Annotated in this window: 10 protein-coding genes and 1 pseudogene; 8 read left to right on the top strand and 3 right to left on the bottom strand. The window is 41.3% G+C overall.

From position 1 onward, the window contains the following. Window positions 1–20: 20 nt before the first annotated feature. Genes sstT through FTU00_RS07845 form a run of 3 tightly spaced genes read left to right on the top strand, consistent with a single transcriptional unit; the run spans window position 21 to window position 2,486 of the window. A complete protein-coding gene (gene sstT / locus FTU00_RS07855; RefSeq protein ID WP_004785593.1) occupies window positions 21–1,217 on the top strand; it encodes a serine/threonine transporter SstT in 1,197 nt (398 codons plus the stop codon). A 42-nt stretch (window positions 1,218–1,259) separates the two neighbouring features. Then, window positions 1,260–1,934 carry a YoaK family protein gene (locus tag FTU00_RS07850; protein ID WP_104426089.1) on the top strand — a complete coding sequence of 225 codons (675 nt, stop codon included), beginning with the start codon at window positions 1,260–1,262 and terminating at the stop codon, window positions 1,932–1,934. 15 nt (window positions 1,935–1,949) lie between these two features. Then, window positions 1,950–2,486 (top strand): DUF2058 domain-containing protein, encoded by a 537-nt coding sequence (locus FTU00_RS07845; RefSeq protein WP_180179459.1) that lies wholly within the window; start codon window positions 1,950–1,952, stop codon window positions 2,484–2,486. A gap of 196 nt (window positions 2,487–2,682) precedes the next feature. Here FTU00_RS07845 and FTU00_RS15650 read toward each other — a convergent pair. Next, window positions 2,683–3,011, bottom strand: a pseudogene (locus FTU00_RS15650) (hypothetical protein). A gap of 396 nt (window positions 3,012–3,407) precedes the next feature. On the opposite strand from FTU00_RS15650, the gene FTU00_RS07840 reads away from it, so the two are divergent. From FTU00_RS07840 to FTU00_RS07820, 5 genes are all read left to right on the top strand, one after another. After that, window positions 3,408–4,667, top strand: coding sequence for a mechanosensitive ion channel family protein (locus tag FTU00_RS07840; RefSeq protein WP_125278616.1), 1,260 nt, complete (start codon window positions 3,408–3,410; stop codon window positions 4,665–4,667). Between the two features lie 245 nt (window positions 4,668–4,912). Then, on the top strand, window positions 4,913–6,769 hold the full coding sequence (locus FTU00_RS07835; protein WP_180179458.1) for an ABC transporter ATP-binding protein: 1,857 nt from the start codon (window positions 4,913–4,915) through the stop codon (window positions 6,767–6,769). 374 nt (window positions 6,770–7,143) lie between these two features. Next, a complete protein-coding gene (locus FTU00_RS07830; protein WP_104426084.1) occupies window positions 7,144–8,172 on the top strand; it encodes an AraC family transcriptional regulator in 1,029 nt (342 codons plus the stop codon). An 82-nt stretch (window positions 8,173–8,254) separates the two neighbouring features. Continuing rightward, on the top strand, window positions 8,255–8,629 hold the full coding sequence (gene gcvH, locus FTU00_RS07825; RefSeq protein ID WP_104426083.1) for a glycine cleavage system protein GcvH: 375 nt from the start codon (window positions 8,255–8,257) through the stop codon (window positions 8,627–8,629). Between the two features lie 252 nt (window positions 8,630–8,881). Beyond that, the gene (locus tag FTU00_RS07820; RefSeq protein WP_179992609.1) at window positions 8,882–10,057 is read left to right on the top strand and encodes an MFS transporter; all 1,176 of its coding nucleotides are present in this window, start codon (window positions 8,882–8,884) and stop codon (window positions 10,055–10,057) included. Window positions 10,058–10,132: 75 nt separating this feature from the next. Here FTU00_RS07820 and FTU00_RS07815 read toward each other — a convergent pair whose 3' ends face one another. Both FTU00_RS07815 and FTU00_RS07810 read right to left on the bottom strand, forming a co-directional pair. After that, window positions 10,133–11,329 (bottom strand): PilT/PilU family type 4a pilus ATPase, encoded by a 1,197-nt coding sequence (locus FTU00_RS07815; RefSeq protein WP_125278619.1) that lies wholly within the window; start codon window positions 11,327–11,329, stop codon window positions 10,133–10,135. A gap of 404 nt (window positions 11,330–11,733) precedes the next feature. Then, the gene (locus tag FTU00_RS07810; protein ID WP_180130790.1) at window positions 11,734–12,912 is read right to left on the bottom strand and encodes a PilT/PilU family type 4a pilus ATPase; all 1,179 of its coding nucleotides are present in this window, start codon (window positions 12,910–12,912) and stop codon (window positions 11,734–11,736) included. Window positions 12,913–13,037 lie beyond the last annotated feature (125 nt).

Genomic DNA, 13,037 nt, shown 5'->3' with positions numbered 1-13,037 from the left:
AATTTTCACAAGGCAACCTTATGTTTTCTGCCCTATCGCGTCTGAGTTTAGTCTCCCGAATCATCATCGCCATTATTCTAGGCGTTGGTGTGGCTCTGTTATTTCCTGAAGCTGCACCTTCCTTAAGCCTGTTGGGTGATCTGTTTATTAAGGCACTAAAATCCGTCGCGCCAGTTCTGGTTTTCATTCTGGTTCTTGCATCAATTGCAAATTTCCAGGTTGGCCAGACCAATTCAACGATAAGACCTATTATGCTGATGTATGCTGTCGGCATGTTCCTGGCAGCATTAAGCGCTGTGATCGCCAGTATTTTATTTCCAAGCACATTGTTCCTGGATATTGCAGCGCAAGGTGATTTACAGCCGCCAGGCAGCCTAGGTGAAATTCTCAAAAATCTGGTGCTGAGCTTTGTAGCGAACCCGGTGGTTGCCATTGCTGAAGCGAATTTTATTGGAATTCTGGCATGGTCAATTGCGTTAGGAATTGCCTTCCGTCATGCATCACACACAACTAAAACCTGTTTAAATGACGCTGCCAATGCCATCAATTATGTAATTCGTCTGGTGATCAGCTTTGCGCCAGTGGGTATTTTTGGTCTGGTTGCCGTGACTTTTGCTGAAGCGGGCCTAGATACCTTGACCAGCTATGCGCATTTATTAGCTGTTCTGCTGGGTACCATGGTATTTGTAGCCTTGGTGATTAACCCGTTAATGGTCGGTTTCATTACCCGTCGTAATCCGTATCCACTGGTCTTTACCTGCTTACGTGAAAGTGGCATTACCGCGTTCTTTACCCGCAGTTCTGCTGCCAATATTCCGGTAAACCTGGACTTGGCAAAACGCTTAGGTGTGAAAGAGACTACTTCAAGCGTAGCAATTCCTTTAGGTGCAGCAATTAACATGGCCGGTGCATCAGTGACGATTACCGTGTTGTCTTTAGCTGCAGTAAATACTTTAGGTGTTAATGTTGACTTCACTACTATGCTAATTCTTTCTATCGTAGCGACTGTGTCTGCGTGTGGTGCTTCAGGTGTGGCTGGTGGTTCACTATTGCTAATTCCCGTGGCTTGTGGCCTGTTCGGGATTTCTTCAGATATCGCAATGCAAGTGGTGGCAATTGGTATGGTGATCAGTGTATTGCAGGACTCTACCGAGACTGCACTCAACTCATCTACCGATGTTTTATTTACAACAGCAGTAGACCGCGCTACAGATTGATTTTATATTGAAGAATCAAGATGTTTTTCTAATGATATTGCCATGCCATTACAGCGTTTACCATCGTGGGTTCAATTGGGTGCATTCTTCCTTGCGGTAAATGCCGGAATGATTAATGTATTAGGACTGGTGACCGTGTTGCATCAGTCCGTTTCACATATGACCGGTAACGTCAGTATGCTGGCGATGGCGCTGCTGGACTGGCAACCACGCCAGATTTTATATCTGATTCTGGTTACGCTCTGTTATGTGATTGGCTCGATGTATAGCGGGCTGATTTTAGGAAATAGTCACTTTCGCTTGGGACGCCTGTATGGTTATCCTTTAAGCCTGGTGGCTTTTTTTATATTCATTTGCTGGCTGTTATTGCCCTATTTCCCGCGTTATGCCTTGTTATGGGCCTGTGTCGCGATGGGTGTACAAAATGCCATGGTCAGCCACTATAAAGGTGCGATTATCCGGACCACCCATTTGTCTGGTGTACTGACCGATTTAGGTCTGGCTATGGGCTATCGCCTGCGTGGTCTGGTAGTAGAATCCCGTAAAGTGATCCTGCATATGCTGATTCTGGCCGGCTTTTTGGTGGGTGGCATACTTGCCAGCTGGATTTATCCTTATTTAAAATTAAATGCATTCCTGGTCCCTACAGTGTTAAGCCTGCTGCTTAGCCTGACCTATTGGGTGATCTATTTACGTTATCGACATCAACACGACTAATTTCTGGAAACTCTCATGGTTAAAAATGCATTACAGGCACAATTGTTAAAGACAGGCCTGGTCGATAATAAAAAAGCCAAAAAACTGTCTAAACAGGCTGTACATGAAAAGCGCACAGGCGACAGTAAAGAAGCCGAAATCAAGGCCAAGATTGAACAGGACAAACAGGAAAAGCTGGCTAAAGACCAAGCCATTGAACAGGCGAAAAAAGCCCAGTTGCAGGAAAAAGAACTCAAAGCTGCCATCATGCAGATGATTAATCAGCATAAAATCCGCGATACGGATGGCGAAATTAGTTATCAGTTTATTGATGACAGCAAGATCAAGAAAGTTTATATCAACCAGCAGATTTATAATGCACTGGTCGCTGGCAGTCTGGTGATTGCACGTGAAAATGAGAGTTATGCCTTCCTGCCTAAAGCTCTGGCGGATCGCATCAATTCAAAAATGGAAGGCTTTATCATCGTGAATAATTCAGAGAAAAATGAAGAAACTACTGATGAAGAAGATCCATATGCAGCTTATGTGATTCCTGATGATTTAATGTGGTAAGCACATTTTCCTTAAAAGAAAAGCATAAATAAAAAAACCGGCATACTTGCCGGTTTTTTTAATCTGTTTCATTAAGTCTATGTCAGCTTGTCTTTTGCATATTCTTGTTTTAATAGATAGCAAATTTCACTCAATTCAAATCCTATTTGGAAACTTAAGATTTCATATAACAGGCTTTAAATGAAAGCGCTAATAACTAAAATTTAGTCTGTAAATATTCAATAAATCCCTCAATTTTCTTAATCACGTATAAGCAGATATGCAAAGGACTCACGTTATTTTGCTGAGCTTTTTCTACCCTATACTTTGCTCTTTCTAAGAGTGCTATTACATAATGTATAGAGCTTTTAAGAATTTTTTTTGGATCTTTCTTTGAATACAAGTAACAATCAATTTTTTCAAAAGATTCATCATTAACCACTATCTCTAATATAGTGTTATTAATTTCATGGCTTATTGATTGCTCAATATGTTCCAGTTCATAGGAATGTAAGCTTGTGCTATAACTATTTGAAGATTTTTCATTTTTAATGATTAAGATTATATGATTTTAATCCTAGCACTATCGTAAGTATATAAAATGTAAAATAAACATTAAGTTATGTCGAATTAACATAATTAAACGCTATATTAAATTCTTTAATTCACTTTGACATTTTTAATTTTTTAAAGTTTAAAAAGAAGCATAGGAATACCAAGTTAGGCTGTTCTATCGATTTTTCACATTTCCTAGCCATTAACCAATCAATTTTCATTGATCTATTTAATCTGAATTAACCTGCAGGAAAAAATAAATGCCTGAATAGTGATTAAGTTCGCCTCCTCTAAGAAAGATATGTTTTAAAAGGTTATCCAAGATTAAAAAATTGCGTTTAAACCTATAAACTCTAACAAATTTTTTGAGTTAAAGAGAAAGATCAGTTGGAACAGTTTAATTTTATTCAGAATATTCGAGATTGGGCCGATCAGTACCCATGGCTGGAAATGTTATCTTCACTGAGTATTGTGATTTTACTGGCCATCCTTGCCAATGTGTTTGCCAAACAGATTGTCGTACGCGGTATTCGTCAACTGATTTCCAAAATGCCCTTTGCCAATAATCAGATTTTTGCTGAACATAGTGTGATTCGCCGGATTTCCAATATTGTTCCGGCAATCGTGATCATGAACGGGATTACCACTGTCCCGCATTTATCCGATAAGGTGCAAACCTTTGTGCAAATGGGTGCTCAGGCGTTTATTTTCCTGACCATTGCTCTGGCACTCGGTGAGTTACTGAATATCTTTAACCTGATTTATCAGCGTAATCCCAAGTCACGCAACAAGCCGATTAAAGGTTATTTACAGCTGGTCAAGCTGATCATCTTCATTGTTTGTGGCTTGATGATTTTAGGCACTTTCCTGAAAAAAGATGTATTCACCTTGCTCGCTGGCTTTGGTGCGATGGCCGCTGTCCTGATGCTGGTCTTTCAAAATACGATTCTGTCACTGGTGGCTTCGGTTCAGATTTCATCTTATGACATGGTACGTATTGGTGACTGGATTGAAATGCCGACCCTAAATGCCGATGGTGATGTCATTGATATGTCATTACATACAGTGACTGTGCAGAACTTTGACAAGACTGTGACCACGATTCCGACCAATAAACTGGTGACTGATACCTTTAAAAACTGGCGCGGCATGCAGGAAGCGGGTGCCCGCCGGATCAAACGTTCAATTCATATTGATCAAACCAGCGTACATTTCATGACGGCTGAAGAACAGAACAAGCTGAAAAATTTTATCCTGCTGGATCAATATCTGAATACCAAATCAGAAGAACTAGAGAAGTTTAACCAGCAGCTCCAGCATCATTCACAATACAACCAGCGCCGTCTGACCAATTTAGGAACGTTCCGCGCTTATCTGGAATTTTATCTGCAACAGCATCCGGGTATTGCCAAAGATTTCTCATTGATGGTGCGTCAGTTACAACCGACCAGCGAAGGTTTACCACTGGAAATTTATGCTTTCACCAATACGACGGTTTGGGCAGAGTATGAAAATATCCAGTCAGATATCATGGACCATATTCTGGCGATTATTCCGGAATTTGGATTGAAGGTGTATCAAGCTCCTTCTGGGAGTGATTTTAAGGAATCTTTTAACGCGAGTTCTTCATCTCCGATTATCACTTAAACTAACCTCTTAACTTAAGCCCGAAATAATCTCTTATTTCGGGCTTTTTATTCAGTATTTAAAATGAATTCAATCTCTTATTTTTGGTCTTCATATTATTTGGTATAAATCTGGCATGAGTTTTTGCTCTGCAACCTAAAGTTTGATTTAGTTAAACATTTGTGGCAATTTCACTCAAATTCAGACTTCAAAAAGCAGAATCCTTTATAATTTCCGCAAAGAAAATACATGATAAGAGTACGTTAATGTTTCGATGGCTTGAACGGCTGGTAGACCCCTATCCCACCAAAAACCTGAATCAACCTTTACCCACCAGGTTTTTCCCCTTTGTCTGGCAAGCAGCTTATGGGGTACGCCGTTATTTGCTGATTCTAGTATTGTGTACCGCAGGTGCAGCCAGTTTTGAGGCCTTACTGTATTCAAAAATTGGTGATCTGGTGAACTGGTTGAGTCAAAGTCAGCCAGAGACTTTTTTAGATCAACATGCCAGCAACCTGACCTTATTGAGTATTATCTTGCTGGCCAATATCCTGTTTGCCAGTGCCCAGTCCCTGATCAAGCATCAGATTTTATACAGTAATTTCCCGATGCGTCTGCGTTGGCGCTTCCATAATTTATTGCTCAAACAGAGTTTGGACTTCTTCCATAATGATTTTGCCGGACGTTTATCGGCCAAAGTCATGCAAACGGCGCTGGCGATCCGGGAATTCTGGGTCATTTTGGGCGATATGCTGGCCTATGTGTTGATTTATTTCGTCACAATCAATATTGTTTTGGGTGCCATTTCACCTTTACTTATCTTGCCGCTTATGGTCTGGTTATTACTGTTTATCTGTGCTGCCTGCTATTTCATTCCAAGACTAAGCAAGATTTCGTCCTTACAAGCGGATGCGCGTGCAGTCATGACCGGACGTGTGACTGATGCCTATACCAATATTCAGACCGTAAAACTCTTTGCGCATGCGGGTCGTGAAAGCCAGTATGCCAAATCCTCCATGCAGGAATTTATGGTTACGGTATATAAACAGATGCGGCTGGGCGCTCAATACGAAATCAGCATTCTGATGCTGAGCGTTGTGCTGTATGCAGGTGTGCTGGGAACTGCGATCTGGCTCTGGATGCAAGGTCAGGCGCAGCTCGGGATTATTGCAGCCACTACAGCGATGGTATTAAAGCTGAATAGTATTGCCGAGTTCATGATGTGGCAGACCTCTGCCCTGTTTGAAAATGTCGGTACCATTCAGGACGGGATGAAAACTCTAGGTCGTCGGATCAATATTCAAGACAAAGAAGATGCGAAAGAACTGGAGCTAAAACACGGTGAGATTAAATTTGATAATGTCACTTTTGCCTATAATGAAAAACCGGTCATTGACCAGTTTAATCTGACCATTCGTCCGGGTGAAAAAATCGGGATCGTGGGGCGTTCCGGTGCCGGTAAATCAACCCTGATTCAATTGCTATTGCATTTCTATCATCTGAATCAGGGCCGTATTCTGATTGATGGTCAGGATATTGCCGATGTCACTCAGGACAGCCTGCGTAAAAACATTGCGCTGGTCACTCAGGATACGTCTTTGCTGCATCGTACCGTAGCTGAAAATATCAAATACGGTCGTCCGGATGCAACTGATGAAGAGATGTTTGAAGCTGTACGCAAGGCCAAAGCGGAAGAATTTATTCCGAATCTGACTGATTTGCGTGGCCGTAGAGGCTATGAAGCCTATGTGGGTGAACGTGGCGTGAAGCTTTCTGGTGGACAACGCCAACGTATTGCCATTTCCCGGGTATTCCTGAAAGATGCACCGATTCTGATTCTGGATGAAGCCACAAGTGCTCTGGATTCCGAGGTCGAAGCGGCTATTCAGAATAGTCTGGATGATTTGATGCAAGGTAAAACGGTTATTGCCATTGCGCATCGTCTTTCTACCATTGCGCAGATGGATCGTCTGATTGTGATGGATCAAGGTAAAATTGCCGAGCAAGGTACGCATGATGAACTGGTGGCCTTAAACGGAATCTATGCGCAGCTATGGCAGCGTCAAACCGGCGGGTTCTTGGTACAGCAACATGCCAAAACTGATAACTTACACGAAGCATAATCGCTCTATTCAGTAGTAGCTAAGCTCTACAACAGAAACCGAAGCATTCTATTTGAGTCACTTGAATAGCCATGCTTCGGTTTGCTTTTATGGGAATATCAACTATTCCACAAGCATTTTTAAATTCCAGATTATTCAAAAAACAGCCCTATTCTGAATTAATAGAAATCTGTAGGCTTAAAATTAAATCCCTAAAATATCTCTGGTTTACATTGATTTCCAACTTTAAGTTGAGCTACTCTGCTTTAAGTTGATTAAAATCTGCTTGTGGAAATTGCCACAGCTTTGTCCAACAATTTTTATCAAGAAAATGGCTTTTTCATGCCAATATGAAGTGAAAATAAAAAAATTTGAATGAGTGCAACGGATCGCGCATGAAAACAATAGCTCCACGCCAAGACCAAGGTATTCCAGGTGTATACGGTCTCTTGCTTCTCGATGTCATTTCCCGCTGGGGGTATAATAATGAGTCGCTTTTTAAGCCTTTTGGCCTGACCAGTGAACAGTTGGCAGATCCTGATTACCGTATTCCGACCCCTGTGGCCAATGAACTGGTCAAGCATGCCCTGAAGCTCACTGGTGAACCGACACTGGGTTATCACTTAGGTACCCAGATGCGGATTTCGATTCATGGCTTTATCGGTTATGCCATCATGACGGCGAATAATATTACCGAAGCTCTGGTGCTAGCGAACCGATTCATTCAGTTACGTTTACCCTTCCTGCAGCTATTTTTCTCGACCTTTGGCGCTAAGGCAACCGTACAGTTGCAAACTGATATTCAGCTGGAACCGCTTCGCACCGAAATTTCAATTGCCCTGATGATTGGCCTGATCAGTATGGCCAAAGCCATTACCGGGGTTAACGATGCAACCGGTGAAATCGACTTTGATTTCAAAAAACCGGAAGGTTTTGAGCGCTTCATGGCGAAATTTCCTACGCATCAGTTCCGTTTTGAACAGCCGCATTTAATTTTAAGCTTTGATAAAAGCTACCTGATGAACAAGTTGGTACACGCTGATCCGATTGCTAGCCAGATTGCGATTAACCAGTGTGAAGCTGAATTATCGGCACTTGGTGAACGGCACCGGATTGCCATGCGGGTACGGGATATTCTGACTCATTCCGAACAGCATTATCTGAGTATTGAAAGCGTAGCTGAACGGCTGCATATGTCGGATCGAACCTTAAAGCGTCAGTTGGCCGCTGAAGGTACTTCTTTCTCTACGCTAGTGGATGAAGTGCGCTACCGGCATGCCACTTCCTTATTATCCCGTACAGACTTTACTCTGGAGCAGATCGCTGATGAACTTGGCTATAGTGATGTGGCCAATTTTAGTCGGGCGTTTAAGCGCTGGAGTGGTCGTAGCCCGAGCAACTGGCGTAAAGATCCTTATTTATAAGCACGGATAAACCTTTTGTTTTGGCCAAAAAGAATGTATAAAACATATCAAAAATGATCTTAAGATTTTTAGGGAGTTATCAATGAATCATCCTTCAGAATTAAAGTACGCAAGTACGCATGAATGGGTACGCATTGAGGGTGATCTTGTTGTGACCGGTATTTCCGACCATGCACAGGATGCATTAGGTGATCTGGTTTATGTAGAAGCACCAGATCTTGACTCACATATTACTGCGGGCGAACAGGCTGGCGTGGTTGAATCAGTGAAAACTGCTTCTGATATTCATGCACCTGTCTCTGGTACAGTGGTTGAAATCAATGCTGCGCTTGAAGATGATCCTGATTTCATTAATGATGACCCGTATGGCAAAGGCTGGATCTATAAAATCAAACCGGACAATATGGCAGATGTAGAAAAGCTATTGTCTAATACAGAATATGAAGCTGGCCTATAAGCTACTTTGATTTAGTATGGAAAAATAAGAATCAGCCTGCGGGCTGATTTTTTTACGCATTGAAAACTTCGTATTTAAAGCTCACCATCAAATACAATGTATTTATATCGGAATTTTATTGTATTTTTCACACATTTTTCTTAAAGTCTTTGCTGTACCTGCTATCACTCGCATCAGATAGCTCAGGCTGCTTTATAAAAATAATATTCATGCTCATCGCAGCATTTCCCTATAGATCAATTTAGGAAAATTATGAAATCCAATCTATTGCCTTTATGGACCAAGCCTTTTGTGCTGTGTCTGGCCAATAACCTGTTTTTATTTATTTTCTATTTTGCACAAACCACGATTTTACCGATTTATATCCTGAAAGAATTAGGCGGAAACTTAGCCCAAGCTGGTCTGGCCATGACCTTGTTCATGATTTCAGCGATTGCTGTACGACCATTTAGTGGCCTAATTATTGAAAAATTGGGTATCCGTAAAACCCTGATTGTTTCTGGAATCTTTTTCAGTCTATTTTCCCTAGCCTACCTGCTTGCCGATCAGTTGACGACCTTATTTATCATCCGTTTTTTGCATGGGATCTGGTTTAGTATTTTGACTACCGTCTGTGTCCCTGTAGTAAATCAGTTTATTCCAGAACAGCGTAAAGGCGAAGGCATGGGCTATTACGTCATGTCAGTCAATCTGGGTATTGTTCTAGGACCATTGATTGGCTTAAGTCTGATTGAATACTGGTCTTATTTTCAGATCACAACGCTGCTTATTGCATTAGTTTTTATCGGATTTGCTTTCTGCTTAATGATTCCGGTCAAAGAGCCTGAGCACATCATTCAAACTATTCCTGAGAAAAAAGGACTGGTGTTGTCTGATGTTGTAGAAAAGAAAGCATTGCCTGTTGCTGTTCTGGCAGCTCTGATTTCTTTCTCTTATGCCAGCATCATGTCTTTTATTGCACCTTTTGCTGCCAGTAAAAACCTGATGGCTTATGCCAGTTTATTCTTTGTCGTATTCGCCATTTCCATGATGAGTTTACGTCCGATTACCGGAAAAATTTACGATCGCAAAGGTCCACAATATGTGATTTATCCTGCGCTACTCATCTTTAGCTTAGGACTCTTTTTACTCAGTCAGATTCAGACGTTGGGGGGATTCCTGCTGGCTGCGGTATTGATTGGTATCGGTTTTGGCAGCGCACAACCTTGCATTCAAACACTGGCCATTCAACGTGCACCGAAACACCGGATTGGTTATGCTACTTCGACCTTTTATACCTTCTATGATGTAGGAATTGCGGTCGGTTCGCTACTGATTGGGGCGCTTATTGCGACTTATAGTTATCAGTTCGCCTTTATTCTCTGTAGTTTACTCACCTTATGCAGTATTGTTTACTTTAAACTGGTCGTTCAAGTTAAGACTGCCTAATACAAGTTAATATCTAAATATAATAAAAAAACAGGCAGATGAACTGCCTGTTTTAATTCTGACACGAAGATGTATTTATTCAGATGCTGAAGTATTTTCCTGTTCTTTTTCTTCAGCTTTCGGTTCTTGCATCATCGTGAATTGTGTTGCTTCTCCAGCAGCAGGATTATCCTGGCGGTTGCTTTTCAGCTTGATCTGTAAACGTAATTCATTAGTCGAATCAGCATTACGCAATGCTTCCTCATAAGAAATCGCACCCTCGTTATACAGGTCAAATAAGGCCTGATCGAAAGTCTGCATGCCCAGTTCACGAGATTTGCCCATAATGGCTTTCAGCTCATGAAACTCACCTTTTAGAATCAGATCAGAAATCAAAGGTGTATTTAACATGATTTCAATTGCAGCCCGACGCCCTTTTCCATCCTGAGTACGAATCAGACGCTGGGAAATAATCGCCTTCATATTCGAAGATAAATCCATTAATAACTGATTACGGCGTTCTTCCGGGAAGAAGTTAATAATCCGGTCCAAAGTCTGGTTAGCATTATTGGAATGCAGTGTACCCAGACATAAATGTCCGGTTTCAGCAAAGGCAATTGCGTGTTCCATGGTTTCGGTATCCCGAATCTCACCGATCAGAATTACATCGGGGGCCTGACGCAAGGTATTTTTCAGCGCATTGTGCCAGGAATGGCAATCGACTCCAACTTCACGGTGAGTAATCATGGATTTCTTGTGTTTATGTACATATTCCACCGGATCTTCCACGGTAATGATATGCCCCGCCGAATTTTCATTGCGGTAGTCAATCATCGCTGCCAGAGAGGTCGATTTACCTGAACCCGTTCCTCCTACAACCAGTACCAGACCGCGTTTTTCCATAATCACGTGTTTCAATGATTCTGGTAATTTCAGTTTCTGGAAATTTGGAATTTCTGCCGTAATGGTCCGGATCACCATCCCGACCTGAAGCTGTTGTACAAAAACATTTACCCGGAAGCGCGATACACCCGGTACAGTAATCGCGAAGTTACATTCCAGTTCAGCTTCAAACTCTTGACGCTGTTTATCATTCATCAAGCTATAAGCAAACAGTTTGGTTTTTTCAGCAGTAAGAATTTGTTGTCCAAAGGGCTTCATTAAGCCCTGATGTTTAATACTCGGTGGAAAATCTGCGGTAATAAATAAGTCTGAGCCCCCATATTCCACTACTTTGGTCAGCATGTGATGCATGAATTTTTTTGCTTCGTCCAACAGTTCTGCCGTGAACATTCTCTTCCCCTGGAAATACACAATTACATGAATTTAAATGCTTGATTCATGCCAATATCATTTGATTTTTATTGTGCAGCGTTTTTTTTAAAGCCTCAAATAGATTTGATTTATAAAGAAAATATTTTTTTAAAATTTATGTGATGTAGTTCAATTAAATATCAATTAAGTAGACATATATTGCCTTTTAAAACCTATTTCATTTTAAAAGAATATTACAATGAAAAAGATCATATTCAGGATAAATGCAAGACGGTGAAACTGAATTCACCAGGCAAGTAAGGATAAAATTAAAAAATTAGATAGGTGGCCTAAAACTGCCTTGCTTAAAAGCCACCATTAAAGAAGATTTATGACTCAGTTCTATTGAACTGAATAGTAGTCTGTTTATTAAAAAGCCAAGATTAATCAGGAGAAAGTGCACGCGATCTGGACTGTTCCAGAAGTGAAATCTGGGCATTTTCTGCCTGTAAAACAGGATTGATACGACTGCTCTTCAGCTTGATTTGCAAACGTAATTCATTGCTGGAGTCTGCATTACGCAAGGCTTCTTCATAAGAAATAATGCCTTGGTTATATAAATCAAATAATGCCTGATCAAAGGTTTGCATGCCCAGTTCCCGCGAACGAGCCATAATCGTTTTAAGTTCATGGAATTCACCTTTACGAATCAGGTCAGAAACTAAAGGAGTATTTTGCAGAATTTCTACCGCCGCACGACGACCTTTACCATCTTCAGTGCGAATTAGCCGCTGAGAAATCACGGCTTTGATATTAGCTGATAAATCTAGCAGTAACTGATTACGGCGTTCTTCTGGAAAGAAGTTAATAATCCGGTCCAGTGCCTGATAGGCATTATTAGAATGGAGTGTTGCAAGACATAAATGGCCAGATTCAGCAAAGGCAATTGCATGCTCCATACTGTCTGTATCCCTGATTTCGCCAATCACGATAACGTCAGGTGCCTGCCGCATGGTATTAATCAGTGCATTGTGCCAGGAAACGCAATCTACACCAATTTCACGCTGGGTGATCATCGAGTTTTTATGCTGATAGACATATTCCACCGGGTCTTCGATCGTAATAATATGCCCTTCAGTATGCGTATTACGATAATCAATCATGGCTGCCAATGTAGTCGATTTCCCGACACCCGTTGCACCAACTACCAGCACCAAACCACGTTTCTGCATGATGACCTGTTGCAATGAAGCTGGTAAGCCTAACTGCTCAAAGCTTGGAATATCTGTCGTAATGATTCGAATCACCATGCCTACATTGTGCTGTTGCTGAAAGACATTAACCCGGAAGCGCGACACGCCCGGGATGCTAATACTAAAATTGCATTCCATCACCGATTCAAATTCCTGAATCTGTCGCTCATTCATCAAGGCATAAGCAAACAAACGGGTCTTATCGGCTGTGAGTTTCTGCTGACCAAATGGTTTCATCAACCCCTGCTGTTTGATACTGGGCGGGAAATCAGCTGTAATAAAAAGGTCGGAACTACCATATTCCACGACTTTGGTCAGCATATGGTGCATAAATTTACGTGCTTCATCGAGTAATTCAGTTGTATACATAGCAAGCTTCCCGGGATCATTACTCATCCGCTGTTTAAAAACAGTATCAGGCTGACCTCTAATAAATTATTGTTATTGTTTATTTTTTTAAATTAATTATTTTTTATGAATTTTTTAAAATCGTT

Origin of the sequence: Acinetobacter sp. YH12041 (genome assembly GCF_013419975.1) — a bacterium.
Classification (GTDB): Bacteria; Pseudomonadota; Gammaproteobacteria; order Pseudomonadales; family Moraxellaceae; genus Acinetobacter.
This window is presented reverse-complemented; position numbering and strand designations above follow the sequence as displayed.

Excerpts from the sequence above, each read along its gene's own strand:
- sstT (WP_004785593.1), top strand. The coding sequence starts at position 21 with ATGTTTTCTGCCCTATCGCGTCTGAGTTTAGTCTCCCGAATCATCATC.
- FTU00_RS07850 (WP_104426089.1), top strand. The coding sequence starts at position 1,260 with ATGCCATTACAGCGTTTACCATCGTGGGTTCAATTGGGTGCATTCTTC.
- FTU00_RS07845 (WP_180179459.1), top strand. The coding sequence starts at position 1,950 with ATGGTTAAAAATGCATTACAGGCACAATTGTTAAAGACAGGCCTGGTC.
- FTU00_RS07835 (WP_180179458.1), top strand. The coding sequence starts at position 4,913 with ATGTTTCGATGGCTTGAACGGCTGGTAGACCCCTATCCCACCAAAAAC.
- FTU00_RS07830 (WP_104426084.1), top strand. The coding sequence starts at position 7,144 with ATGAAAACAATAGCTCCACGCCAAGACCAAGGTATTCCAGGTGTATAC.
- gcvH (WP_104426083.1), top strand. The coding sequence starts at position 8,255 with ATGAATCATCCTTCAGAATTAAAGTACGCAAGTACGCATGAATGGGTA.
- FTU00_RS07820 (WP_179992609.1), top strand. The coding sequence starts at position 8,882 with ATGAAATCCAATCTATTGCCTTTATGGACCAAGCCTTTTGTGCTGTGT.
- FTU00_RS07815 (WP_125278619.1), bottom strand. The coding sequence starts at position 11,329 with ATGTTCACGGCAGAACTGTTGGACGAAGCAAAAAAATTCATGCATCAC.
- FTU00_RS07810 (WP_180130790.1), bottom strand. The coding sequence starts at position 12,912 with ATGTATACAACTGAATTACTCGATGAAGCACGTAAATTTATGCACCAT.